We start from the raw sequence: 25,803 nt of genomic DNA on the forward strand, positions 1-25,803 counted from the left end.
GCGCACAAGCCCGAGATTGTAAATCAAGCCCTCCTGATGCCGAAGCTGGACCGCTACCTCTTCCGGGAATTCACCCAGAGCTTCCTGGCCACCCTGATCATCTTGCTGATGGTCAGCGTGGGCGGCGTGATGGCGGACCTGCTGGGCGACGTGGCCGACGGCAAGGTGCCGGCCCGCCTGTTGCTGTCCCAGTTGGGCCTGCAGTTCCTCAACTACATGCCCTACATCATCCCGCTGGCCCTGATGCTGGGCCTGCTGCTGGCGTTCTCGCGCCTGTACCGGGATTCGGAAATGGCCGTGCTGACCGCGGCGGGCATCGGCCCGCGCCGGCTGCTGCGCCCGCTGATGATGCTGGTGGTGCCCGTGGTCCTCCTGGTGGCGACCTGTTCGCTGTGGCTTGGCCCCTGGGCGCTGCGCACGGCCCATCAGATGCTTGACCATGCCAACCGGAGCCTGGTCGTTTCCGGGCTGGACGCCGGCAAGTTCACCGTGCTGTCGAGTGGCGCGGTGGTCTACGTCAGCGCGCTCTCCCCCGACGGTACCGGGCTGAGCAAGGTCTTCATGCACCGGGCGAAGGACGGCCGGATCGACGTCGTGACGGCCAAATCCGGGCAGATGTTCTTCGAGGGCGAACGCAACCGCTATCTGCGCCTGGACGATGGTTTCCGGGTCGAAGGTCCCGATGGCGGCGGCCTGGATTACCGACTGATCCGCTACAAGTCGAATGAAGTCGCCTTGCCGGACCGCGCCGACACGCTGGACAAGGATGACCCCGAACTGCTCCCCACCCCGCAATTGCTGGCGGATCAGCGACCGGAAGCCAACGCCCAGATCCATGCGCGGCTCACGCCGCCGCTGCTGGCGCTCGCGTTCGCCCTGCTGACCCTGCCGCTCTCGCGCAGTTCGCCGCGGCAGGCCCGCTACGGGCGGGTGATGCTCGGCTTCCTCGCCTACCTCGTGGGCGTCAGCCTGATGTTCAACGGCACCCAGCTGCTGGCCGACGGCAAGCTGCCCGGGTTGGTCGGCCTGTGGTGGCTTACCCTGCCGTTGCTTGCCTTCGCCATCTGGTTCTACCTGCGCGATGGCCACCTGTCCCGTCCGCGGAGGCGCGCATGAGGCTCACGCCGCGCTTGCACGATGTCTACGTCGGCCAGGTGGTTCTGGTCACCGTGCTGCTCACCTGGGCAGTGCTGGTGGGGCTGGACGTGGTGATGGCGCTGTCGGGCGAGGTCAGCGACCTGGGGCAGGGCAACTACACCTTCGGCCATGCGGTCGCTTGGGTGCTGTACACCGTGCCGCGCCGTGCCTACACGATGTTCCCGACGGCCGCGGTGATCGGCTCGCTGATGGGTCTGGGCCAGCTGGCGGCCAGTTCCGAGCTGACCGCATTGCGCGCACTGGGTCTTTCGCGCCGGCGCCTGAGCATTTCCGTGGCGGCGGCCCTGGCCATCCTGACCGCGCTGATGGTGTTCAGCGGCGAGACCCTGGGCCCGTGGGGCCAGCGGCAGGCCGACGTGCTGAAGATGAGCGCCCGCACCGGCAACGTGGCGATGGACCGCTACTCGGGCCTGTGGGCGCGCGAGGGCAATACCTTCCTGTACGCGCAGAGCGGCGAGGAAAAAGACCAGGGCGGCGGCAAGATCGCACTGCAGTTGCGCGATGTACGCATGTACGAACTCGCCGAAGACGGCCGCCTGGCCTCGATCGCGCACGCCGCCACCGCCGAACACCTCGACGGCTATTGGCTGCTGAAGAACGTGCGCCGCACCACCTTCAACGAGCGCTCGGCCACCCAGACCACGGTGCTGGGCGAGCGTTGGGAGTCGGAATTGGACGCCGCCGTGCTGTCCTCCAGCCTGGTGCGCGCGCGCAACATGCCCAGCACCGAACTGAGCCAGAACATCGAGTACCGCAAGCGCAACGGCCTGGATGCGCGCGACTACGAAGACCAGTACTGGGGCCGGTGGTTCTATCCGCTCAACGTGCTGGCGCTGTGCCTGGCGGCGATCCCCTTCGCCTTCGGCAGCCTGCGCAGCGGCGGCATGGGCAAGCGCCTGTTCCTCGGCATCGTGTTCGCGGTCGGGTTCTGGGCGTTGCAGACGATGTTCGTGCGGTTGGCTGGCGCGTTCCGCCTGGATTACCGGATCGCCTACGCCGTTCCGCCGTTGGCGCTGCTCGCGATCTCGTGGGTCATGTTCGGCCGGCGAAGCCGTTAGCGCCCCAGGTCAGCGGCGCTTGGGCAGCCGGATCATGCGGGTGCTGCTGAAGCGGTCGTGGAAAGTCAGCCGGTCGCGATCGATCCAGGCCCACCAGAAGCCCAGCCCGCCCGCGAGCGTGGACAGCGTGGCCAGCGCATAACGGCGCCACAGCGCGCCCGTCGTGGGGGCCGCGCCATCGGCGGCCACCACTTTCAACCGCCACGGACGCATGCCCAGCGTCTGCCCGCCGCGCCGCCAGCTGAGTACGGCGTACAAGCCGGTGACCAGCCAGCAGCAACCCCATTGCAGCCACGCCAGCAGACTGAAGGGCTCGACGTTGTGGCGCACGTTGCCGCTGGCGGCGACGTCCACCAGCACGAACGGGATGGCGACGACGAACCACATGGCCAGCACGGGCCAGACGTCGTACAGCAGCGACAGCAGGCGCCATACGATCAGCGCGCGGGGTTTTTCGGCAACGGAAGCGGCATCGGTCATCCGCACAGGATAGCGTTCCGGCCATGCACTAAGCTTGCGACATGAGTGCACGCACCCCCGCCGAACGTCGCCAGCAGGCGAACGCGCTGCCGCCCGTTCCGGCGGACGACGCGCAGGCGATCGCCGCGTTCCTCGATGCGATCTGGGCAGAGAGCGGTCTGGCGCGCCCCACGCTGGAAAGCTACCGGCGCGACCTGGAGGGCTTCGCGCGCTGGCGGGACGGTCGTCAGGGCGGCCTGTGCGCGGCCGACCGCGCGGGCCTGTTCGACTACCTCGCTTGGCGCACGCGGGAGGGCTATTCGCCTCGAAGCAATGCGCGCCTGCTGTCCGCGTTGCGTGCGTTCTTCGCCCATCGCCTGCGCCTGGGCGAGCGCCGCGACGACCCCACCGCACTGCTCGACCCGCCGCGATTGCCGCGCTCGCTGCCCAAGGCGTTGTCGGAAACCGAGATCGACGCCTTGCTGGCCGCGCCCGACACCGACGCGCCGCTGGGCCTGCGCGACCGCGCGATGCTGGAGTTGATGTATGCCGCGGGGCTGCGCGTCAGCGAGCTGGTGAACCTGCCTGCGAATGCCGTGAACCTCCGCCAGGGCGTGCTGCGGGTGACCGGCAAGGGCAGCAAGGAACGACTGGTACCGCTGGGCGAAGAATCCCAGCATTGGCTGGAGACCTACCTGGCGCGGTCGCGCCCGGTGCTGGCGGGCAAGCGCAGCGTGCCGGCGCTGTTTCTGGAGCCGGAGGGCGAGGCGCCCACGCGGCAGCGCTTCTGGTCGCTGGTGAAGCGGTATGCGGGCACGGCCGGCATCGACCCGGTGCGGATCAGCCCGCACGGCTTGCGCCATAGTTTCGCCACCCACCTGCTGAACCACGGCGCCGACCTGCGTGCCCTCCAGCTGCTTCTGGGGCACAGCTCGCTGTCGACCACGCAGATCTACACGCTGGTGGCGCGCGAGCACCTCAAGCAGCTGCACGGACGCCACCACCCCCGGGCTTGAGCGGCATCACACTTGCGGACGGTTAAGCCGCCCGGCGCACCCGCTGTGCCAGAATTCCAGCCCTCGCCCCATGAAGTGGCTGCTGTCCGGATGCTGATGATGACCCGCCTGATTACCGCCGCCCTGCTGGGTGCCCTCAGCCTGACCGCCTGCGCGCAGGCGCCGCAGACGCCCGCCACCGAGAAGCCGGCCGCGGCCAAGCCCACCCCGGCATCGGCGGCCGCCAGCGGCTCGGCGGAAGACCGCGCCCGCGCGGCGATCGCCAAGCTCAACCCGCGCGCCAAGGTGGAGTACGTCGGCGCAGCCCCGCTGCCCGGCTTCCGCGAAGTCATCGCCGGTGGGCAGCTGCTGTACGTCAGCGACGATGGCCGCTACCTGATGCAGGGTGCCGTGCTGGACCTGGATCAACAGGAAGACCTGATGCAGAACAGCGTCGCGCTGGCGGGCTACCGCAGCAAGCTGATCGCCACCATTCCCAAGTCCGAGCGCATCGTATTCGCCCCGCCGAATGCGAAGTACACGATCACGGTCTTCACCGACATCGAGTGCGGCTATTGCCGCAAGCTGCATGGCGAGATCGGCGAACTGAACCGCCAGGGCATCGCCGTCGAGTACCTCGCGTTCCCGCGCATGGGTCTCGGCAGCCAGGACCACAAGGACATGATCTCGGTGTGGTGCTCGCCGGACCGCAAGCGCGCGCTGACCGACGCCAAGGCCGGCAAGCCGGTCGCCTCCCGCGACTGCAAGAACCCGGTGACGATGGAGTTCGACGTGGGCCAGCGCATCGGCGTCAGCGGCACTCCGGCGATCTATTCGGCCGAAGGCGTGCAGTTGGGCGGCTACCTCCCCCCGGCTGCCCTGCGGGCGAAGTTGGACGAGCTGGCGGCCCGGAAAGCCCCGTCGGCCGCCGGTGGCGCCGCCCCGTGAACCCAGGAAGCCGGCCTGGCGCCGGCTTCGCTACAATAGCGGGCCCCGTCCTGACGGCACGCCCCCACGGTTCCCGGACATGATCGTCCTCGAAGGCCAGCCGGCCTTGTCGCATTTCCGCCGCGCGCGGCTCGAATCCAAGCTCCAGTCCCTCGTTCCCGACGTCCGCGTCCTTGGCGCCTGGCACGTCTATTTCGTCGAAGCCGACCCGGGGACGACGCCAGACATGGCCACCCTGCGCCGCGTGTTGCAAGCGAGCGAAGGGGATGCGTCGCTAGCCGCCGGCGCCGTCTCCCGTTTCGTCACCCCGCGCCTGGGCACGCTGTCTCCGTGGGCCAGCAAGGCCACGGAGCTTCTGCGCGGGGCCGGCCAGCCGGTCAAGCGCGTCGAGCGCGGCTTGCGGATCGATCTCGCAGGCTGGGATGACGCATCGCCTGCGCTGGCCAAGGCGCTGCACGACCCGATGACGCAATCGCTGCTCGCGACCCGTGAGCAGGCGCAGGCGCTGTTCACCGCACCGACGCGCGGCACGCTGGAGCGCATCCCGCTGGCGCAGTTGGAAGCCGCCAACGCCCGCCTCGGCCTGGCGCTCGCCGACGACGAGATCGAGTACCTGCGCACGCGTTACACCGAGCTGGGCCGCGACCCGTCCGACGTCGAACTGATGATGTTCGCGCAGGCCAATTCCGAGCATTGCCGCCACAAGATCTTCAACGCCAGCTGGACCATCGACGGCAAGGAGCAGGATCGCTCCCTGTTCCGGATGATCAAACATACCCATGCGCAGACGCCCGAGCACACGCTCAGCGCCTACAGCGACAACGCGGCGGTGCTGGAAGGGTATCCGGCCGCGCGTTTCCGCCCGGACGGCGATGGACAGTATCGGATCGAGGCCACCGTCGATTCGGCGTTCTGCATCAAGGTCGAAACCCACAACCACCCGACCGCGATCGCGCCGTTCCCCGGCGCCAGCACGGGCGCCGGCGGTGAGATCCGCGACGAAGGCGCCACCGGTCGCGGTGGCAAGCCCAAGGCCGGCCTGACCGGCTTCTCGGTCTCGCACCTGCGCATCCCCACGCTGCCGCAGCCGTGGGAGGCGCCGCGCGCGCTGAATCCGCGCATGGCGCCGGCGCTGGAAATCATGCTCGACGGCCCTCTGGGCGGCGCCGCGTTCAACAACGAATTCGGTCGCCCGAACCTGCTGGGCTACTTCCGCAGCTTCGAACTGCCGGAGGGCGACGCACTGACGCGCGCCTATGACAAGCCGATCATGCTGGCCGGCGGCCTGGGTGCGATCGACCGCATCCAGGTGGAGAAGAAGACGCTGTCGGCGGGCGATGCCGTCATCGTGCTGGGCGGCCCGGCGATGCTGATCGGCCTGGGCGGCGGCGCCGCCAGTTCGGTGGCTTCCGGCGAGAGCGCCGAGGACCTCGATTTCGCCAGCGTGCAGCGCGACAACCCGGAGATGGAACGCCGCTGCCAGGAAGTCATCGACCGCTGCGTCGCGATGGGCGAGGACAATCCGATCCTGTGGTTCCACGACGTGGGCGCGGGCGGCCTGTCGAATGCGATTCCCGAATTGCTGCACGACTCCGGCGTCGGTGGCGTGATCGATCTGGGCAAGGTGCCCAGCGACGATCCATCGCTGTCGCCGATGCAGCTGTGGTGCAACGAATCGCAGGAGCGTTACGTGCTCGGCGTGCCGCAGGCGCGCCTGGCGGAATTCGCCGCGTTGTGCGAGCGCGAGCGTTGCCCGTTCGCCGCCGTCGGTGTGGCGACGAAAGAAGAACACCTGGTGGTCGCCTACGGTGCTACGCCCGGCAATGTTCCCGCCGATGCGCCGATCGACCTGCCGATGGACGTGCTGTTCGGCAAGCCGCCGAAGATGCATCGCGACACCGCGCACCCGGCGCCGCCGATGTGGCCGGCGCTGCAGACCGACGCGCTGGACCTGCATGAAGCCGGCCTGCGCGTGCTGGCGCACCCGACCGTGGCGGCCAAGCAGTTCCTGATCACCATCGGCGATCGCAGCGTCGGCGGTCTTACCGCGCGCGACCAACTGGTCGGCCCGTGGCAGATGCCGGTCGCCGATTGCGCGATCACGCTGAGCGGTTACGAAGGCTTCGTCGGCGAAGCGATGGCGATCGGCGAGCGCACGCCGCTGGCGCTGCTCGATGCCGCCGCGGCCGCCCGCATGGCGGTGGGCGAAGCGATCACCAACCTGTGCGCCGCACCGGTCGAGTCGCTGCATCGCGTGAAGCTGTCCGCCAACTGGATGGCCGCCTGCGGCCACCCGGGCGAAGATGCGCTGCTGTTCGACGCGGTGAAGGCTGTCGGCATGGAATTGTGTCCGGAGCTGGATATCAGCATTCCGGTCGGCAAGGACTCGCTGTCGATGCAGGCGCAGTGGCACGACCAGGGCGAGGCGCACAAATCGGTGTCGCCGGTCTCGCTCGTCATCAGCGCGTTCGCGCCGGTCACCGACGTGCGCCAACAGCTCACGCCGCTGCTGGCGCGCGAGGAAGACAGCGATCTGTGGCTGATCGGCCTGGGCGCCGGCAAGAAGCGCCTCGGTGGTTCGGTGCTGGCGCAGGTCTATCCGCAGTCCGGCGGGAACGCGGCGTGGCCGGCGTTCGCGGGCGAGGGCGTGCCCGACCTGGACGACCCCGAGCGCTTGCGCGACTTCTTCCACCTGATCGCCGATGCGCGCGAGTCTGGCGTGTTGCTCGCGTACCACGATCGTAGCGATGGTGGTGCTTTTGCCGCGCTTTGCGAAATGGCTTTCACCTCGCATGTCGGCCTGGACATCAATCTCGATGGATGGGGCGACGATCCGTTCCGCACGCTGTTCGCCGAAGAACTCGGCGCCGTCGTGCAGGTGGCGGCGGAAGATCGTGCCGCGTTCGCCGACCTGGTCGAGCGCCATGCGCTCACCGAATGCGCCCAGCGCATCGCGAAGCCGACCACTGCTGCGTCCATCCGCGTGCAGCAGGATGGCGAGGTGCTGGCTGACTGGCGCTGGGAAGACCTGTTCGATGCCTGGTGGTCGGTGACGCACGCCATGCAGACGTTGCGCGACAACCCCGATGCGGCCGACCAGGAGCGCGACGTCGCCCGCCAGTTCGGCCGCACCGGGCTGAAGCCAAAGCTGTCGTTCGATGCCGCCGAGGATGTCGCGGCGCCGTTCATCGCCACGGGCAAGCGCCCGAAGGTCGCGATCCTGCGCGAACAGGGCGTCAACGGTCAGATCGAGATGGCGTCGGCATTCACCCGCGCCGGCTTCGACGCGTTCGATGTGCACATGAGTGACCTGATCGCCGGTCGTGTCGCGCTGTCGGACTTCAGCGGTATCGCGGCCTGTGGCGGCTTCAGCTACGGCGACGTGCTGGGCGCGGGCCGCGGCTGGGCGACTTCGATCCTGGAGCGCAACGACCTGCGCGATGCGTTCGCGGCATTCTTCGCGCGCGACAACACGTTCTCGCTGGGTGTCTGCAACGGCTGCCAGATGATGAGCCAGCTGAAGGACATCATTCCCGGCGCGCAGCACTGGCCCAAGTTCCTGCGCAACCAGAGCGAGCAGTTCGAGGCGCGCGTCGCCTTGCTGGAAGTGCAGGAATCGCCATCGGTGTTCTTCCGCGGCATGGCCGGCTCGCGCATCCCGGTGGCGGTGGCGCATGGCGAGGGCCGCGCGGAGTTCGGCGGAGCGGTCGACCAGGCCGCGGCGCGCGTTGCGCTGCGCTATGTGGACGGCGATGGCCAGGTGGCCACGCTGTATCCGCAGAATCCCAACGGCTCGCCCGACGGCATCACCGGCCTGACCAGCGACGACGGTCGTGCCACGATCCTGATGCCGCACCCGGAACGCACGCCGCGTAGCGCCAACCATAGCTGGCATCCGGCCGGCTGGCCGGATGATTCGCCGTGGCTGCGCATGTTCCGCAACGCGCGGGTGTGGGTGGGCTGATCCTGCGCGCCCGCCGGCGACGGCGGGCCACGCCGGGGCAACGCGGCACCTGATAAAGTCCGGGCCTTCCAGGAGGCCCCCGTGAACGCAGCCGTGTCCGACCCCTCGCTTTCCGCCGACGAGCGCATCGTCGCCGCGCTGCTCGCGCGCGGACGGTTGAAGGAGACCGACCTGGCGCGCGCGCGCCGTCTGCAGGAAGAGACCGGCGGCAGCCTGCTCGCGCTGCTCTCGCGCCTGGGCCTGGTGTCCGAGCGCGACCACGCCGAGACCACGGCCGAGGTGCTCGACCTGCCGCTGGTCAGCGCGAAGGACGCACCGGATGCGCCGCCCGAATCGGTGGTGCTGTCGCAGCGCTTCATGAAGCAGTTCCACGTGTGCCCGGTGGGCGAGGGCGAATACCACGTGGACGTGCTGATGGCCGATCCGCAGGATGCGTATGCGCTCGATGCCGTGCGCCTGGCCACCGGTCGCGCCGTGCGCCCGCGCGTGGCGTTGCGCTCGGAGATCGATGACCTGGTCGAGCGCTACTACGGCCAGGGCCGCAGCGCGATGGGTGCCATCGTCGAGAACGCCGACGGCGATGCCACCGCCGACCTCGACGACGTGGAGCACCTGCGCGACCTCGCCTCCGAGGCCCCGGTCATCCGCCTGGTCAATCTGGTGATCCAGCGTGCGGTCGAACTGCGCGCGTCTGACATCCACATCGAACCGTTCGAAAACCGCTTGAAGGTGCGCTATCGCATCGACGGCGTGCTCGAAGAAGGCGAGAGCCCGCCGGCCAACCTCACCGCGGCGGTGATCAGTCGCGTGAAGATCATGGCCAAGCTCAACATCGCCGAGCGCCGCCTGCCACAGGACGGTCGCATCATGCTGCGCGTGCAGGGCAAGGAACTCGACCTGCGCGTATCCACCATGCCCACCGCGCATGGCGAGAGCGTGGTGATGCGCCTGCTCGACCGCGAAACCGTGGTCTTCGACTTCAAGCGCTTGGGCTTCACCGACGCGTTCCTGCCCCAGTTCCAGAAAGTGCTGGAGCAGCCGCACGGCATCCTGCTGGTCACCGGTCCTACCGGCTCGGGCAAGACGACCACGCTGTACACGGCGCTGAGCAAGCTCAACACCAGCGACGTGAAGATCATCACCGTCGAGGATCCGGTTGAATACCAGATCGAGGGCATCAACCAGATCCAGGCCAAGCCGCAGATCGGCCTGGATTTCGCCAGCGCATTGCGCAGCATCGTCCGCCAGGACCCGGACATCATCATGATCGGCGAAATGCGCGACCTGGAAACCGCGCGCATCGCCATCCAGTCCGCACTGACGGGGCATCTGGTGCTCTCGACGCTGCATACGAACAACGCATCGGGCGGCATCACCCGCCTGCTCGACATGGGCGTTGAGGACTACCTGCTCACCTCCACGGTCAACGGCATCCTCGCCCAGCGCCTGGTGCGCCGGCTGGAGCTCTCGCATGCCGAGCGCTATGCCGCTTCGCCGGAGGAAATCGAGAAATTCGGCCTGCGCCGCTACCAGCCCGAGGGCGAGATCTTCCTGTTCCGTCCACGTGCTTCGGCCGCGGCGCCCACGGGGTATCTGGGCCGCACGACGATCATGGAGTTCCTCGTGATGAACGACGAGATCCGTCGCGCCGTGATGCGACACGCGGGCATGGGCGAGATCGAACAGCTCGCGCGCGAGGCCGGCATGCGCACGATGTACGAGGACGGCATCGCGAAGGCGTTGGCGGGCGAGACGACCATCGAGGAAGTGCTGCGCGTTACCGAGGAGGGATGAGCCATGACGCATGCGTTGTTGCGTGTTTGTGTGCTGGGGGTGCTGCTGGCGAGCTTGCCTGTCGCTGCGAAGGACAAGGCCCCGCGTACCGTGACGCGGGCCGAACTTCCCTCTGGCTTCGCGATTGGCAGCGGCGCACCGGTGCTGGCGCTGCAGGTCGAGGTCGCCGATGGCAAGGTCGCGGCATGGGCGCCGGCGGGCGAGGGTGGCGGCAACCTGCGCGGCACCCGCAGCGGCGATGCGACGCAGACCACGCTGATGGTCTCCAGCGCGTTGCCGGACGCGATCAAGTTCGACCTGTATGTCTCTACCGACGGGGAGCGCTTCGAATACGCCAGTACCTGCGGCGTCACGCCCGGCGTGTCCTCGTTCGAGATGTGGGAGCGGCCGATCACGCTGTTCGCGATGGGCAATCCGCGGGTGCTGCCGAAAGGGCGCATGGACTGCGACTGAGCAGCCGGCCCTCCCGTCGCTGAATCCAGAAGCCCGGCCCATGCCGGGCTTTTCGCATGTGGGCGAAGCGTTCGCTGCAGTGCGGCTTTCCTGTGCTCCCCGCCTCGGGAACACTAGCGCCATGTAAACGGTTACACGGGGGCGGGATGGACGGGTTCCGACAGGCCGGCAAGGCTTGGCTGGCATGTGCGCTGCTGGGGATGACCGGCCTGGCCGCGGGCGCGGAACAGCGCACCTACGCCAACCCCATCGACATCGACTACCGCTACAACTTCGAACAGGAAAGCCGCGGCATTTCCTACCGCACCGGTGCCGATCCGGTCGTGGTCCGGCACGGCGATGCGTACTACCTGTTCCAGACGCTGGCCGACGGCTACTGGCGCTCCACCAACCTGGTGGACTGGGCGTTCATCTCGCCGAGCCGTTGGCCGTTCGACAGCATGGTGGCGCCGGCGGTGATCTCCGATGGCGACCGCCTGATCCTCATGCGTTCGCTGTTTTCGCCGGGCGCGGTGCTGGTCTCGCGCGATCCGGCGAAGGGCCGCTTCGATTTCCTCACCCGCATGCTGCCGGAACTGCCGCATGCGGTGCCACCGGGCCGCGACGTCGGTCTGCCCGGCTGGCGCAACGGCGATCCGCAGCCGGACAAGATCCCGCCCGGGCCATGGGACCCCGCGTTCTTCAAGGACGACGATGGCCGCTGGTATCTCTACTGGGGATCGTCGGACACGTTTCCGCTGTACGGCATCGAGCTCGACATGTCGAAGGGCATGCGCTACCTCGGCACGCCGCGCGCGTTGCTCGCACTCGATCCCGGGAAGCATGGCTGGGAGCGCTTCGGCCAGGATCATCGCGGCGCGTTCTTCCCCGACGGCGAACCCGTGGGCAACTACATGGAAGGCGCGTGGATGACGAAGGTGGGCGGGCGCTACTACCTGCAATACGGCGCGCCCGGTACCGAGCACAACGCCTACGCCACCGGCACCTACGTGGGCGACAGTCCGCTGGGGCCTTTCGAGTACGCGCCGTACAACCCGGTGGGCTACAAGCCCGGCGGCTTCGTGCAGGGAGCAGGCCATGGCTCCACGTTCCAGGATGCGCACGGCAACTGGTGGAATACCGGCACGCCGTGGCTGGGCCGCAACTGGACGTTCGAACGACGCATCGCGATGTTCCCGGCCGCCTTCAGCGCCGACGGGCAGATGTCGGTCAGTACGCGCTTCGGCGATTTTCCGCATTACGTGCCGGACGGTCCGAACGCGGATCCGGAGGCGCTGTTCACCGGTTGGATGCTGCTTTCCTATCGCAAGCGCGCGATGGCTTCGAGCACGCGCGAGGGTTTCCCCGCCGGCAACGTCACCGACGAAAATCCGCGCACGCTGTGGGTGGCGGGGAAGAACGAGGCCGGGCAGGCACTGGACGTGGACCTCGGTGCCGTGAAGACGGTGCGCGCGGTGCAGGTGAATTTCGGCGACTACGAATCCGGACGCTTCGGCGACGCCGACGACATCTACACCGAGTTCACGCTGGAGCATTCACTGGATGGCCGGCATTGGCAGCCGCTCGCCGCCACGCCGGTGCCGCGCCGCGACCGTCCCAACGCCTACATCGAGCTCCCCGCGCCGGTGCGGACGCGCCATGTGCGCTACGTGCACGGTCACGTGGGGGCCGCGCACCTGGCCATCAGCGACCTGCGGGTGTTCGGCAACGCAGACGGTCGCGTGCCGGCGACGCCGCGGCACGTCGCAGCGCGACGCGATACGGACCCGCGTAATGCCTTCGTGCGCTGGCGGCCGGTGAAAGGCGCAGTGGGCTACAACGTGCGCTGGGGCATCGCGCCGGACCGGCTGAACTCCACCTACCAAGTGTTCGCCGACCAGCCCACGCAGCTCGAGTTGCGCGCGTTGAGCGTCGGTGTGGGCTATCACGTGGCGGTGGAAGCCTTCGACGAGAACGGTGTGTCCCTGCCCAGTCCGGTGGTGGCGCTGCGGTAACTCGTCCACACGCTCGTCACGCTGCAGTCCGCGCATGACGCTGGCCGGGCGAATGCGGTAAGTTGGTGCATTCCCGGTCACCCCGTCCCGCATGCCGCTCTACCGCTACAAGGCCCTGAATGCGCATGGCGAAATGCTGGAGGGCCAGATGGAGGCCGCCAGCGACGCCGAGGTGGTGCTGCGTCTCCAGGAGCAGGGGCATCTGCCGGTGGAAGCGGCGCTCGCGGTCGCAGGCGCTGGCCGCAGCTGGGCGCAACTGTGGCGGCCGAATGCGTTTGCCGGGGATCGGTTGGTGCAGTTCACCCAGCAACTCGCGACGCTGTTGGGCGCGGGGCAGCCGCTGGATCGCGCGCTCGGCATCTTGCTCGACCTGCCCGAAGACGAGAAGGCGCGCCGGGTGATCACCGACATCCGCGACAGCGTACGCGGCGGTGCGCCGTTGTCGGCCGCACTGGAGCGGCAGCACGGCCTCTTCTCGCGGCTGTACGTCAACATGGTGCGTGCCGGCGAGGCGGGCGGCAGCCTGCACGAAACGCTGCAGCGGTTGGGCGACTACCTGGAGCGCACGCGTGCGTTGAAGGGTCGCGTGATCAATGCGCTGGTCTACCCGGCGATCCTGCTGGTGGTGGTGGGGCTGGCGCTGTTGTTCCTGCTGGGCTACGTGGTGCCGCAGTTCGCGGTGATGTACGAGAGCCTGGATGTGACGTTGCCTTGGTTCACCCGCGGCGTGCTGTGGGTCGGCAGCGTCGTCCGCGATTTCTGGTTCGTGCTGATCGCCGTGCCGGCGCTCGCGGTGCTGTGGTTCGACCGCCGTCGCCGCGACCCCGGCTTCCGCTCTCGGCTGGATGCCTGGCTGCTGGGTCGTCCGCTCGCCGGTCCGCTGCTGGCCCGCCTGGAGACGGCTCGCCTGGCCCGCACGTTGGGCACGCTGCTGAAGAATGGCGTGCCGCTGCTGACGGCGTTGGGCATCGCCCGCAACGTGCTGGGCAACCGCGCCCTGGCCGCCGATGTCGACGCCGCGGCCGACGACGTGAAGAACGGCCATGGTCTGTCCGCCTCGCTGGGCAAGGGCAAGCGCTTTCCGCGCCTGGCGCTGCAGATGATCCAGGTGGGCGAGGAATCGGGCGCCCTGGACAGCATGCTGCTGAAGACGGCCGAGACCTTCGAGCAGGAAACCGCTCAGGTGCTGGACCGTATGCTGGCCGCCCTGGTGCCTGCCATCACCCTGATCCTGGCCGCGGTGGTGGGCGTCGTCATCATCGCCGTGCTGGTCCCTCTGTACGATCTGACCGGCGCCATCAACTGAGTACACCGGAGAGCCCGAGACCATGTCCCGCACGCGTCCCAATCCCGCCTTCCGTTCCCCCCGTTCGCAGCAGGGTTTCAGCCTGCTGGAGATCATCATCGTGCTGGTCTTGATCGGCGGCATCCTGGTGCTTGTCGGCAGCCGCGTGATGGGCGGCGCGGACAGCGGCAAGGTCAAGCTGGCGCAGTCGCAGCTGCAGACGCTCTCCGGCAAGATCGAGACCTACCAGCTCGACACCGGCAGCTATCCCGCGCAGCTCTCCGACCTGGTCACCCAGCCCGACAATGCGACCGGCTGGCTGGGCCCGTATGCGAAGGAAAGCGAACTGAAGGATCCGTGGAAGAACGCCATCGAGTACCGGATCCCCGGCGAGTCGCAGCGCTTCGACCTGATCAGCCTCGGCGCCGATGGCAAGGCCGGCGGCGACAGTGTGAACGCCGACATCAAGAACGAGTAAGCGTCCACGTCCGCCGCCATGGCTGCCTGCGCCCCGCCATCGCGTCCTTCCGCGCGTGCCGTTGCAGGACATGTCATCGCAGGACGTGCCTCGCTGGCGGGTTTCACGCTGCTTGAAACGCTGCTCGTCCTGGCCCTGATGGCGGCTGCGGCCCTGCTGGCGGCGATGGCGTTCACCGGTGGCCTCGAGGGCATCAAGCTGCGTTCCGAATCCAAGGAGATCGCCGCGCAACTGCGCTATACCCGCGCGCGGGCGATCGCCACCGGCGAGCCGCAGCGCTTTCGCATCGATCCGCGCGGTCATCGCTGGGAGGCCGCCGGCGACCATCGCGGCCGCATCGATCCGGCGCTAGCGGTGAGCTTCACCGGTGCGCGGCAAGCGCAGGCGCGCGCCGGCGAAGGCGCGATCCTGTTCTTCCCCGATGGCGGCGCCACGGGTGGCCGGGTGACGCTGACGGCGGAACGCGCGGCATGGAGCGTCGATGTCGCCTGGCTCACCGGCGAGGTGCGAGTGTCGCGCGAGACGATCGGAGCAGCGCAGTGATGCCAGCGTCGCGCGCGCGCCAACAGGGCTTCACCCTGCTCGAAGTGCTCGTCGCTTTCGCGTTGCTGGCATTGGCGCTGACGCTCGTGCTCGGCGCGCTGTCCGGCGCGGCGCGGCAGGTCAGGCAGTCCGCCGACAGCAGTCGCGCCACCTTGCACGCGCAGTCGTTGCTGGCGCAGCTGGGTTCCGGCGAGGCGCTCAAGCCCGGACAGCGCGAAGGTGATTTCGACCGTGGGCGCTTCCAGTGGACGCTGGAGGTGTCGCCGTTTGCCGATCCCCTCGCGTCGCGCGCACAGCTGGATCCCGGCGCGCCTCAGCTCCTCGACGTGAGACTGCTCGTGCGCTGGGGCGCGGAACGCGGTCAGTCCCTGCAATGGCGCACGTTGCGGCTCGCGCCGCGCGACATCAACCAGGCGGCGCCACCATGATGCGACGGCATGCGGGCGGATTCACGCTGATCGAGGTGCTGGTCGCGCTGGTGCTGATGGCGGCCGGCCTCGCGCTCGCGTTCGCCACGCTGCGTTCGTCCACGGCCGTGGCGGCGCGCGGTGAAGACATGGCGCAGGCCAGCGAGCGCATGCGCGCCGTGCATGGCTACCTGCGCGCGCGACTCACCTCGGCGCAGCCGATCGTGTTCGCCACCGACCGCAGCACGCTGCGGCAGGCACGCTTCATCGGCACGCCGCAGCGCATGCGCTTCGTGACCGACCTGCCGGACTACCTCGGACACGGTGGCCCGTACCTTCATGACGTGGTGGCCGATGCCGACGGGCGGCTGCTCGTCGGCTTCTCGGTGGCGCAGCCGGACGCGTCGCTGGACGACCTCGAGCAGCGTGCCGAAGCGCAGCGCCCCGAGCGTCTGGCCGATGGCCTGCGGACGGTGCGCTTCCGCTACCGCGGACTGGATGCGGACAACCGCCTGGGTCCGTGGCAGGACCGCTGGGAAACCTCCGAGATGCTGCCGCTGCAGGTCAAGGTGGAAGTGGAGGCGGTGCGCGGCGGACGTTGGCCGGACCTTATCGTCACGCTTGCGCGCAGCGAAGGCGGCGCCGGTGGCGGCTTGCTGCCCGGCGACTCGAATCCGGTGCTGCCATGAAGCCCCAACGAGGCGCGGCCCTGTTGCTGGTGTTGTGGCTGGTGGCTTTGCTCACGGCGCTGGTCGGTGCCTTTGCATTGACCGCACGCATGGAGGCCATGCAGGGACAGGTGGGAAGCCGCGGCGCTGTCGCACAGGAGGTCGCGCGTGCCGGACTCGAGTACGCGCTGGTCCGCGTGGCCGATCGCAACCCGCAAACGCATTGGCAGCCCAACGGAAGGCCTTACGCATGGTCGTTCGATGGCCATGCGGTCGAAGTCCGCATCATCGACGAAACCGGCAAGGTCGACCTCAATCAGGCCGACGCGGGCTTGCTGTCCCGCCTCATGCAGGCGCTGGGCGAGGCGCCGGACGTTGCCGATGCGCTCTCGGGCGCCATCGTCGACTGGCGCGACGCTGACAACCTGAGCCAGCCGTCCGGCGGTGCCGAGGATGACGATTACGCTTCCGAAGGTCGCGATTACGGCGCGAAGGACGCACCGTTCGAGACGGTCGCCGAAGTCGAGCAGGTGCTGGGCATGACACCCGCGTTGTACGCACGGCTGGTGCCCTTCCTCACGCTGTATTCCGGGCGTGGCCAGCCTGACGCAACCTATGCGCAGGGTCCGGTGCTGGTCGCGATGGGCATGGATGCCGCCACCTGGCTGGCGCAGCGCAACGCCATCGGCGCAAGCGGGGACGCCCAACTCGTCGGCACCGGCAGCGGCACGTATAGTATCGAGAGCCGTGCGCGGCTGACCGATGGCCGCGAGGCGTCACTAAGGACGGTGGTGCGCGCAGGCGCCAATCCCGTGCCGGGATCGGCCTACACCTTGTTGCGCTGGGAGGAGGGAGCGTCACCACAATGAGCGGCGTACGCGACACCTTGCAGCAGTTCCGGGCGCGCCTGGGGCCGGGACCGAAGAGCTTCCTCGCCTGGTGGGGCCAGGCGTTGGCCAGTTGCCTGCCTGCGCGCTGGCGCGTGCTGCTCGGCCTGACCCGGGAGCGCCTGTTCTTCCAGCGCGAAGGCAACGAGATCGCCATGAGCTGGATGGAAGGGGCGACGCGCCGCGAACTGGCGCGCTTGCCTTCCACCGTGACCCCCGATGAACTCGCTGCCGTGCTGGGCAGCCGCCTGGCGGGGCTGCCTCGCTGGTGGCTGGTACCGGCGGGCATGACGCTGCGTCGGCGCCTGCCGTTGCCGGCCGCTGCCGCGGATCGCCTGCGGGATGTTGTGCGCTTCGAGCTGGACCGCCAGACACCTTTCACCGCGCAGGACGCCTGCTTCGATGCGCGGGTGGTCGGCGTGCGCGAGGACGGCCAACTGGACGTCGAACTCGCCGTGGTGCCGAAGCCCGCGTTCGACACTGCACTCGCCCAGCTGGGCGCACTCGCGCGTGTCCTCGCCGGTGCCGACGTGGAGGATGCCGCCGGCCTGCCCGCAGGCGTGAACCTGTTGCCGGAGAACGTCCGGACCGCGAGCCTGGCACCGAATCGCGGCTTGCACCTGGCCCTGGCGGCCGTGGCGGTGGTGGCCTTGGTGTTGGGTGCCTGGCTGGTGCTCGACAACCGGCGCGCGGCGGCCGACGCCTTCGCGACGCAGGTGGAAAGCCGTGCCGACGAAGCCCGCCGCGTGGCGGCCGGACGGCAGCAGCTCGTCGACCTGGTCGCCGGCATCACTACGTTGAACACCACGAGTGCGCGACGTCCCACCGCGTTGGAGGTCATGGCCGACGTGACCCAGCGGCTGCCCGACAACACCTATCTGGAAAAACTCGCCATCGAAGGCGACCGGCTGACCCTGATCGGCTTCAGTCCGGAAGCCTCCGGCCTGGTCGCACGGCTGCAGGGTTCGAAGCTGTGGCGCAATCCCGCCTTGAGCGGCGCGCTGCAGCCCGATCCGCGGACGCGCATGGACCGCTTCACGCTGACCGCCGAACTGCTGGGCAAGCAGGAGCCCGCCGCAGCAGGTGCCAACGGAGGGCCCAATGCCGCCGGCAACGACTGACCGCGATCGTGCGCTAGCCCTTGTGCTGCTCCTGGCGGCGCTGCTGCTGGGTTACTTCGTGCTGGTACACCCCTGGTGGACCGTGCCGATGCAAGAGGTGAACACGCGCGTCGGCGAGCTGCGCGATCGCGAATTGCGTATCCGCACCCAGCTGGCGCAGGCGCCGCAGGTGCAGCGCGAACTTGCCGCGGCGCTGGCACAGCAGGCGCAGCGCCCTGGCTTCCTGCCGGAAGCGACGGTGGAGCTGGCGACCGCCGGCTTGGTCCAGCGCCTCGAAGCCATCGTCAAGCAGGCCAGCCCCGGCAATCGCAGCTGCGCCATCGCCAACCAGTCGCCGCTGGCGCTCCCCGGGCGCGAAGTCTATCCGCGCGTGGTCGTGCAGGTGCGCCTGCGTTGCGGTGCGCCGGAACTCGCCTCGGTACTGCACCAGATCGAATCCGGCAGCCCGCGCCTGTTCGTCGAGAACCTCAACATCCTGGCCCAGCGCTACGCGTTCCAGGCCAGTGAGAGCGGCGCAGGCGGTCTGGATGTGAACTTCGACCTCTACGGCTACCTCAAGCCCGCGCCGGCGGCTCCCCGGGAGGCGCCCGATGCGCCGTGAAGCGTGGACCGCGCGCACATGGATCCTGGCGACAGTGACCGGATGGTCGGTACTGGTGCTGGCGCTGGCGGTGTTCGGCCTGGGCGGGCGGATCACGCCGCTCCCGGCCGACCCGTCGCTGGTCCAGGACCTGCCGAAGATGCCGCCCGCTCCGCCGGAGCGACTGGGCGGCATGCCGCAATATGCCGAGGTTGGCGAGCGGCCTCTGTTCTCCGAGGATCGCCGGCCCAAGCCATTCTTCCTATCAGGTGAGGAAGCTGCCGCGCCTGCCTTCGACCTGGTCCTCAGCAGCGTGCTGATCACGCCCGCACTGGAACTGGCGATCATCCAGCCGACCCAGGGTGGCGAGGGCCTGCGGGTCAAGGTAGGCGAGTCGCCGGACGGTTTCCCTGGCTGGCGGTTGACGGAACTGTCGCCGCGCCGGGCCGTGTTCGATGGGCCGGAAGGACGCCGTGAGCTGGAGCTGCGGGTGTTCAACGGCGCCGGTGGCCAGCCGCCTACTGCGGTCGCAGTCCCACCGGCATCCGGTGCCGCACCCAATGCGCCGGGCGTGCCGCCCGCGGCTCGTCCGACCGGCGGTAATGCAGGGCCTATCGCGATGCCGACCATGCCGTCGCCATCGTCCGCCACCCCAGCCGCGCCGGTTCCGGTTCCCGCACCGACGCCATCTTCGCAGCCGCCGAGCGCTCCCGCCACGACGACCGAACAGCAGATGGATGCGATTCGCCAGCGCATCGAGCAACGCCGTGCGCAGTTGCGCCAGCAGCAGGCCAACCCCAATCCGCCGCCGGCAACGCCCGGCAAGACACAGTAGAGTGCCGGCATGACGTCACGCGTGATCCTGTTTTCCCTCTGCCTGGGCCTGTTGGCCGGCTGCGCCAGCGCCCCTGTGCCCGACGTGCGCCGCACCTCGCCCGCGACGGCGGGAGAGGTCGTTCCCGGCACCGCGCAGACCGCGCCGCTCAAGGAGGCCGAAGCGCCCTCCAGTGGTCCGCAGGCGCAGATCCGCCGTGGCAACGGGCAGATGATCAACCGCAGCGCCGCCAGCGCGCCGCTGCCATCCCTGGGCGGCGCCAGCAGCGGCTCGGCCACCTTCAATTTCGAGGGCGAGTCCGTGCACGCGGTGGTGAAGGCCATCCTCGGCGACATGCTGGGCCAGAACTACGTCATCGCACCGGGCGTACAGGGCACCGTGACGCTGGGCACGCCGAAGCCGGTATCGCCGGCCGAGGCGTACAACCTTCTGGAGATGGTGCTGGGCTGGAACAACGCGCGCCTGGTCTACACCGGCGGCCGCTACAACATCATCCCCGCCGATCAGGCCTTGGCTGGCAGCGTGGCGCCGCGCACGGGTCCGGCGTCCAGCGCGCGCGGTTACGAGGCACGCGTGGTGCCGCTGCGCTTCATTTCCGCCAGCGAGATGAAGAAGGTGCTGGAGCCTTACGCGCGACCCAACGCGATCGTCAACGTCGACAGCACGCGCAATGTCATCACCCTGGCCGGTACGCGCAGCGAACTCGAAAACTACCTGCGCACCGTCGAGATCTTCGACGTCGACTGGCTGTCCGGCATGTCGGTGGGCGTGTTCCCGCTGCAGTCGGGCCGTGCCACTCGCGTAGTGGCCGACCTGGAGAACGTGTTCGGCAACGACAGCAAGACGCCCAGCGCGGGCATGTTCCGCTTCATGCCGCTGGAGGGCGCGAACGCGGTACTGGTGATCACGCCGCAGCCGGCCTACCTCGACCAGATCCAGCAGTGGCTGGAGCGTATCGATGGCGCGGGCGAGGGTAGCCGCCTGTATTCCTATGAGCTGAAATACATCAAGGCGCGCGAACTCGCGCAGCGCCTGGCCGAGGTGTTCGGTGCGTCCAGCGGCGGTTCGTCCAGTGATGGCCGTTCGACCGGCGGCACCGGCAACGTCTCGCTGATGCCGGGCACCGATCCGGTGCAGATCAACGACGGCGGCATGAGCAACAACAACAGCTCCGTCGATTTCGGCGGCAGCGGCGGTAGCAGCTCCGGGAGTAGCGGCCTGGGTGGCGGTTCGCTGTCGCTCAACCAGCGCGACAACGGCAACGGCGCGGTGACGCTGGAAGTCGACGGCGCGCGCGTGGGCGTGGCAGCGGTGGAAGAGACCAATACGCTGCTGGTGCGTTCCAGCGCCAGCGCCTGGCAGTCGATCCGCGAGGTGGTCGACAAGCTGGACGTAATGCCGCTGCAGGTCCATATCGAAGCGCAGATCGCCGAAGTGTCGCTGACCGGCGACCTGAGCTACGGCGTGAACTGGTACCTCGAGCGCGCGATGACGGACAACGGGCTTGGCCCCTTCGCTGACCCGAGCGCTGGTGGGCCGAGCCGCTGGAGCACGCTCGCCGGCAGCATCGGTGGCGTGAGTGGCGCAGGGGCCGTCTGGACGCTGGTGAAGAACGACGCTGCCGCCGTCATCACGGCGCTGGACGAAGTCTCCGACGTGCGCCTGCTGCAGACCCCGTCGATCTTCGTGCGCAACAACGCCGAAGCCACGCTCAACGTGGGCAGTCGCATCCCGATTTCTTCGGTGACCGTCAATCCGGGATTGGGCACCGACAACAGCTACAGCCAGGTGCAGTACCTGGACACCGGCGTGATCCTCAAGGTGCGCCCGCGCGTGACCAAGGACGGCATGGTGTTCCTCGATATCGTGCAGGAAGTGAGCTCGCCCGGTAGCGAGCCCGATGCCAACGGCAACGTGCGGATCAACACGCGCCGCTTCAAGACCGAGGGTGCGGTGCAGGCGGGCAACACGGTGATGCTGGCGGGCCTGATCAGCGACACCGCGACCCAGGGTTCCTCCGGCATCCCGGGCCTGAGTCGTTTGCCGATCATCGGTGGCCTGTTCGGCAAGAAGACCACCGGCACCGAGCGCAGCGAAGTCATCGTGCTGTTGACGCCGACCATCGTCAGCAACCCGCAGGAAGCCAACGACCTGACCGACGAGTACGGCAAGCGCTTCCGCGCGCTGGAACCGCTGAATACGCCGCGCTCCAAGTGACGCCGTCGGCCGCATCGTCCCTGCCCATCGTCCTGTTGCCCATCGGCACCGACGACGATGCGCTCGATGCCTGCCTGGGCGCGCTCGACGCCGGTACGCCGGAGGGCGCGCGGCTCTGGCTGGCCGATGATGCGCAGGCCGGCCCGCGCGGACTAGCGATCATCGAGCGCTGGCTGACGCGCACGCGCCTGCAGGCGGATTACACGCGACGTCCGCGCATGCTCGGCGAAGTGGCACACATGGATCAGATGCTGGCGGCCTGCGGCGATGCGGATGTCGTGGTGTTGTCACCCGACGCGCAACCGCTACCGGGTTGGTTGCAGCAATTGTCCGCATGTCTGGCCCGCGATGCTGCGATCGCGACGGCCACGCCCTGGTGCAACGCCGGCGAAACCACTGCCTGGCCACGGCTGGGGGAAGTAAGTCCCCCGCCTGGCGATATCGAACGCACCGCGCACGCCTGTGCGGCGATGCCGCCACTGCACCCGGAATTGCCCGCGGCCGTCGCCCATGCTGTCGCCCTGCGCGGCAGCGCACGCAAGCGCGTCGGCGGCCTGGATGCGGCGAGCTACGCGTCCTGGTACGCGGCATTGGTGGATCTGTCCCTGCGTCTGTCTGGCCTGGGCTGGCGCAACGTGTTGTGCGAGACCGCGTTCGTGGCGCGCGGTGGCGAGGGTGGCCCCGCCGACGGCGACATGGATGCCTTGAACGCCCGCTGGCCGGCTTTCACGCCTCGGCTGGCGACCTTCCTGATGGCCGATCCGCTGCGCGAGCCGCGCGAGCGCTTGGCCGCCCTGTATGCGGATGTCGGATCGCCGGAGCGCCAGCGTGACCTCTTCGGTTGAGCAGGGCGGCATTGCGGTCGTGGTGGTGACCTACGCCAGCGCGAGCACCATCGACGATTGCCTGATGCGCCTGCGGGTAGCCCGGGGCGTGGAGGAAATCCGCATCGTCGACAACGCTTCCACCGACGGCACGATGGAGGTCGTGCAGCGCCATGCGTTGCAGGACGCGCGCCTGCGTTTCATCGCCAATCCAGACAATCCGGGGTTCGCCGTGGGCTGCAACCAGGGCGCACGCGACACCGGCTCGCCGTGGATCGCGTTCGTGAACCCGGACCTGATGGTGGAGGTCGACACGCTGTCTCGCCTGCGTGCGCACGCGGCGGCGATCACGGGAGAGTCACTGCTCGGTGCGGACCTGGTCGACGAAGATGGCGTGCGCGATGCAGCGGCGCGCCGGCGTGAACCCGTGTTCGCGGCGATGCTCAGTTCGCCGGACGCCGCGTCCCGGCTGGGGGTGCCCGTGGACGAGAGCTGCGTGCTGCAACTAGTGGATATCGTGTCGGGCGCGCTGATGCTGTTGCCGCGAACGCTGTTCGATCGTCTGGGCGGCTTCGACGAAAAGTATCGACTGCACGCGGAGGACATGGATCTGTGTCGGCGCGCGCGCGAGGCCGGCGCGTGGCTGGCTGTCGCCAATGATGTTCGCGTGCTGCACATCCGCGGCGTGTCCAGCCGCTCGCGACCGCTGTTCGTGGAGTGGCACAAGCATCGTGGGCTGTGGCGCTACTTCCGCAAGTTCGAATCTCCGCAGCGCGGCATGCCTACCCGGCTGGGCGTGTTCGCCGCGATCTGGCTGCACTTCGGCGCGGTCCTCGCGCGCATCCTGCTGCGACGCCGCTAGATCGCCGGGTCAATCCTCGATGCGATGGCCGGCGCCCTGCAGCGCCGAAACGGCATCATCCAGTTGGTGTGTCTGCACCAGCACGTAGTCGGTGTCGTACGTCGACATCGCGAAGATGCCGACGCCCGCGACGGCGAGCGGATCCAGCACGGCCTTGAGGATGCCGGTCAGCGCGAAGTCGAACGGCCCCTGCAGTTTGAACATGCGCCAGCCGCGCTGGCAGCGCACATCATCGGGGACATGGCGCTCTTCGCAGACGAGCGACAGCTCGTCGTCCGTCCAGCCCGCATGGCGCATGCCCGCCGTCGGCCACCAGCCGGGCAGGGCGGCATCGGCAGGCAGCTGCGCGACGGCGTAGCGTACGGGCAGCAAGGACAGTGTCAGCCTCGGCGCCGTCATCCTGCGCGCCCGTTCCACCAGAACAGCGCGTTGACCGAGAGCACCACCACCACGGTATAGATCAGGGATAGCGGACCGCCCACGCGCCACAACTGGCGCGAGGTGTAGTTGGCCGGGCCCACGACCATCGAGATCACCGGGTTCGATGCCGTCATCAGGTTGTTGGACGCGGAGAGCGCGACGATCAGCGCGAACGCGGTGGGATTGCCGCCCGCCGCCAATGCCAGGTTGATCGCCATCGGCACCATCACGATGGTCGCGCCCACGTGGCTGATGACCAGCGAGAACGCGGTCGTCAGCAACGCGATGGCGATCTCGAGCACCCAGACCGGAATGCCGTCCGGCAGACGCTCCACCGTATGGCCGGCCACCCACGCCGCCGCGCCGCTGCTGTCCATCGCCCAGCCGAGCGGAATCAGCCCCGCCATCAGGAACACGGTCTTCCAGTTGATCGCGCTGTAAGCCTCGTCCATGCGCAGCACGCCGGTGAGCAGCATGCCGGCCACGCCGGTCATCAGCGTCAGCGCCACCGGAAGTTTCGATGTCAGCGCGATGATGATCGTGATCGCAAAGATCGTCATCGCGATCTTGAACTTGTGCGGACGCTGTTCGCCCTTCGGATAGTCGGTGACGACGACGAAATCGCGGCTCTCAGCCGCCAGTCCCAGGTCCTGCCAGATGCTGTGGAATACCAGCATGTCGCCGGCGCGGAGCTTCTCCTCGCGCACGTTCTCGCGAATGACCTTCTTGTCGCGATTGATCGCCAGCAGGCTGATGCCGTTCTGCTTGCGCAGGCGAAGTTCGCGCGCGGTCTTGCCGATGAAGCGCGACGTCGGCGGCACCACCGCTTCGGAAATGCCGGCGCGGCTGGGATTGAAGAGATCGCCGAAGTGGCGCAGGCGCGAGGACAGGCGCAAGAAATGGTTCTGCGCAAAATCGCCGACCTCCTGCCGCTTGCCCATCACGCCCAGCACGCTGCCGACCCAGATGCGCATGTCCGCGGGCGGCGCCAGGCGGGTGTCGTTGCCGGTCTGCAGTGCCAGCATCAACGGTGCATCGTGCAGCGCCTCGGCTTCGCCCAGCGACATGCCGACCAGCGGACTTTCGGCGGTGACGACCAGTTCGAACACATCGCCTTCGATGCCGTAGGTGTTGGCGAAGTAGCTCTCCGTGCGCGCCGGCGTCACGTTGGTCTCGGTCTCGTCGCGAAGCTTCTTGTCGCCGTAATAGCGGAAGTACAGCAGCGATGCGATCACCAGCACCAGGCCGATCGGCCACGGCGCGAACATCCGCAGTGGCTCCAGCGTGGCCATGCCCGAGGGCAGGTTGTTGTTGGCCGAAACCAGCAGGTCGTTGAGCAGGATCAACGGCGAGTTGCCGACCATGGTGAACGCGCCACCCATCACGATGGCCGCCGCGATCGGCAGCAGCAGCCGCTGCAGCGACAGGCCGGTACGTGCGGACAGGCGCGAGGCCACCGGCATGAACAGCGCCATGACCGACGGGTTCTGCATGAAGGACGAGTTGAGGCTGGCGATGGCGGTGGTCATCAGCAGCAGCCGCTGCTCGATGCCGTGGCCGCGCCGCAACAGCCAGGACGCCAGGCGGTTCAGCGCGCCGGTGCGGTCCAGGCCGGCACCGAGGATCATGGTGGCGATGATGCTCATGACCGCGTTGCCGGAGAAGCCGCCGAAGATTTCCTCCGGTGCGATCAGGCCGGTGATGCCCAGCACCACCAGCACGACCAAGGCGACCAGGTCCGCGCGGATGCGCTCGAACAGGAACATCGCCATCGTGAAGCCGACCAGCCCGAGGACGAGCTTCATGTCGTTGGTCAGCGTCAGCGCGTTTTCCATGTCGCAGTCGGGTTCCGT

The 25,803-nt window shown here is 68.5% G+C and carries 23 protein-coding genes; 20 read left to right on the plus strand and 3 right to left on the minus strand.

Features of this window, described 5'->3' with window-relative positions; genetic code table 11:
• The first annotated feature begins 36 nt into the window (after positions 1 to 36).
• Positions 37 to 1,116 carry an LPS export ABC transporter permease LptF gene (lptF, locus tag ACSION_RS15745; protein WP_435306762.1) on the plus strand — a complete coding sequence of 360 codons (1,080 nt, stop codon included), beginning with the start codon at positions 37 to 39 and terminating at the stop codon, positions 1,114 to 1,116.
• Entirely contained in the window at positions 1,113 to 2,216 is a 1,104-nt protein-coding gene (gene lptG, locus ACSION_RS15750) for an LPS export ABC transporter permease LptG (protein WP_435306763.1), read from the plus strand. Before lptF ends, lptG begins: the two co-directional genes overlap by 4 nt.
• Before the next feature lie 9 nt (positions 2,217 to 2,225).
• Here lptG and ACSION_RS15755 read toward each other — a convergent pair whose 3' ends face one another.
• Entirely contained in the window at positions 2,226 to 2,696 is a 471-nt protein-coding gene (locus ACSION_RS15755; RefSeq protein WP_435306764.1) for an RDD family protein, read from the minus strand.
• Between the two features lie 41 nt (positions 2,697 to 2,737).
• On the opposite strand from ACSION_RS15755, the gene xerD reads away from it, so the two are divergent.
• The 18 genes from xerD (at position 2,738) to ACSION_RS15845 (ending at position 23,530) form a co-directional block, all read left to right on the plus strand.
• Positions 2,738 to 3,691, plus strand: a complete 954-nt coding sequence (gene xerD / locus ACSION_RS15760; protein WP_435306765.1) for a site-specific tyrosine recombinase XerD — start codon at positions 2,738 to 2,740, stop codon at positions 3,689 to 3,691.
• 99 nt (positions 3,692 to 3,790) lie between these two features.
• A complete protein-coding gene (locus ACSION_RS15765) occupies positions 3,791 to 4,618 on the plus strand; it encodes a DsbC family protein (RefSeq protein WP_435306766.1) in 828 nt (275 codons plus the stop codon).
• A gap of 79 nt (positions 4,619 to 4,697) precedes the next feature.
• Positions 4,698 to 8,582, plus strand: coding sequence for a phosphoribosylformylglycinamidine synthase (gene purL, locus ACSION_RS15770; protein WP_435306767.1), 3,885 nt, complete (start codon positions 4,698 to 4,700; stop codon positions 8,580 to 8,582).
• A gap of 81 nt (positions 8,583 to 8,663) precedes the next feature.
• Positions 8,664 to 10,376, plus strand: a complete 1,713-nt coding sequence (gene gspE / locus ACSION_RS15775; protein ID WP_435306768.1) for a type II secretion system ATPase GspE — start codon at positions 8,664 to 8,666, stop codon at positions 10,374 to 10,376.
• A gap of 3 nt (positions 10,377 to 10,379) precedes the next feature.
• Positions 10,380 to 10,829: a hypothetical protein gene (locus tag ACSION_RS15780; protein ID WP_435306769.1), complete on the plus strand. Its 450-nt coding sequence runs from the start codon at positions 10,380 to 10,382 to the stop codon at positions 10,827 to 10,829.
• A gap of 146 nt (positions 10,830 to 10,975) precedes the next feature.
• A complete protein-coding gene (locus tag ACSION_RS15785; RefSeq protein WP_435306770.1) occupies positions 10,976 to 12,823 on the plus strand; it encodes a family 43 glycosylhydrolase in 1,848 nt (615 codons plus the stop codon).
• 91 nt (positions 12,824 to 12,914) lie between these two features.
• Positions 12,915 to 14,129, plus strand: coding sequence for a type II secretion system protein XpsF (gene xpsF / locus ACSION_RS15790; RefSeq protein WP_435306771.1), 1,215 nt, complete (start codon positions 12,915 to 12,917; stop codon positions 14,127 to 14,129).
• A 22-nt stretch (positions 14,130 to 14,151) separates the two neighbouring features.
• Complete coding sequence (gene gspG / locus ACSION_RS15795) at positions 14,152 to 14,586, plus strand: type II secretion system major pseudopilin GspG (protein ID WP_435306772.1); 435 nt, start codon at positions 14,152 to 14,154, stop codon at positions 14,584 to 14,586.
• Positions 14,587 to 14,604: 18 nt separating this feature from the next.
• Complete coding sequence (xpsH, locus tag ACSION_RS15800; RefSeq protein ID WP_435306773.1) at positions 14,605 to 15,129, plus strand: type II secretion system protein XpsH; 525 nt, start codon at positions 14,605 to 14,607, stop codon at positions 15,127 to 15,129.
• The gene (gene xpsI, locus ACSION_RS15805) at positions 15,129 to 15,557 is read left to right on the plus strand and encodes a type II secretion system protein XpsI (RefSeq protein ID WP_435306774.1); all 429 of its coding nucleotides are present in this window, start codon (positions 15,129 to 15,131) and stop codon (positions 15,555 to 15,557) included. The genes xpsH and xpsI overlap by 1 nt, the downstream gene beginning before the upstream one ends.
• The gene (locus tag ACSION_RS15810; protein ID WP_435306775.1) at positions 15,554 to 16,225 is read left to right on the plus strand and encodes a prepilin-type N-terminal cleavage/methylation domain-containing protein; all 672 of its coding nucleotides are present in this window, start codon (positions 15,554 to 15,556) and stop codon (positions 16,223 to 16,225) included. The genes xpsI and ACSION_RS15810 overlap by 4 nt, the downstream gene beginning before the upstream one ends.
• The gene (locus tag ACSION_RS15815) at positions 16,222 to 17,073 is read left to right on the plus strand and encodes a general secretion pathway protein GspK (RefSeq protein ID WP_435306776.1); all 852 of its coding nucleotides are present in this window, start codon (positions 16,222 to 16,224) and stop codon (positions 17,071 to 17,073) included. Before ACSION_RS15810 ends, ACSION_RS15815 begins: the two co-directional genes overlap by 4 nt.
• Positions 17,070 to 18,212, plus strand: coding sequence for a PilN domain-containing protein (locus ACSION_RS15820; RefSeq protein ID WP_435306777.1), 1,143 nt, complete (start codon positions 17,070 to 17,072; stop codon positions 18,210 to 18,212). The genes ACSION_RS15815 and ACSION_RS15820 overlap by 4 nt, the downstream gene beginning before the upstream one ends.
• Positions 18,193 to 18,813, plus strand: coding sequence for a type II secretion system protein GspM (gspM, locus tag ACSION_RS15825; RefSeq protein WP_093487814.1), 621 nt, complete (start codon positions 18,193 to 18,195; stop codon positions 18,811 to 18,813). Before ACSION_RS15820 ends, gspM begins: the two co-directional genes overlap by 20 nt.
• Positions 18,803 to 19,627 (plus strand): type II secretion system protein XpsN, encoded by an 825-nt coding sequence (locus ACSION_RS15830; RefSeq protein WP_435306778.1) that lies wholly within the window; start codon positions 18,803 to 18,805, stop codon positions 19,625 to 19,627. The genes gspM and ACSION_RS15830 overlap by 11 nt, the downstream gene beginning before the upstream one ends.
• Positions 19,628 to 19,636: 9 nt before the next feature.
• Positions 19,637 to 21,844 (plus strand): type II secretion system secretin GspD, encoded by a 2,208-nt coding sequence (gspD, locus tag ACSION_RS15835; protein ID WP_435306779.1) that lies wholly within the window; start codon positions 19,637 to 19,639, stop codon positions 21,842 to 21,844.
• Positions 21,841 to 22,689, plus strand: a complete 849-nt coding sequence (locus ACSION_RS15840) for a glycosyltransferase family 2 protein (RefSeq protein ID WP_435306780.1) — start codon at positions 21,841 to 21,843, stop codon at positions 22,687 to 22,689. Before gspD ends, ACSION_RS15840 begins: the two co-directional genes overlap by 4 nt.
• Positions 22,673 to 23,530: a glycosyltransferase family 2 protein gene (locus ACSION_RS15845; protein ID WP_435306781.1), complete on the plus strand. Its 858-nt coding sequence runs from the start codon at positions 22,673 to 22,675 to the stop codon at positions 23,528 to 23,530. The genes ACSION_RS15840 and ACSION_RS15845 overlap by 17 nt, the downstream gene beginning before the upstream one ends.
• A 9-nt stretch (positions 23,531 to 23,539) precedes the next feature.
• Here ACSION_RS15845 and ACSION_RS15850 read toward each other — a convergent pair whose 3' ends face one another.
• Together ACSION_RS15850 and ACSION_RS15855 are read right to left on the minus strand one after the other, a co-directional pair.
• Positions 23,540 to 23,929 carry an ACT domain-containing protein gene (locus ACSION_RS15850; RefSeq protein ID WP_435306782.1) on the minus strand — a complete coding sequence of 130 codons (390 nt, stop codon included), beginning with the start codon at positions 23,927 to 23,929 and terminating at the stop codon, positions 23,540 to 23,542.
• Positions 23,926 to 25,785, minus strand: coding sequence for an SLC13 family permease (locus ACSION_RS15855; RefSeq protein ID WP_435306783.1), 1,860 nt, complete (start codon positions 25,783 to 25,785; stop codon positions 23,926 to 23,928). The genes ACSION_RS15850 and ACSION_RS15855 overlap by 4 nt, the downstream gene beginning before the upstream one ends.
• Positions 25,786 to 25,803: the final 18 nt, after the last annotated feature.

The sequence above is a fragment of the Pseudoxanthomonas sp. LjRoot125 genome, assembly GCF_964252705.1.
In the GTDB taxonomy this organism is placed as follows: Bacteria; Pseudomonadota; Gammaproteobacteria; order Xanthomonadales; family Xanthomonadaceae; genus Pseudoxanthomonas_A.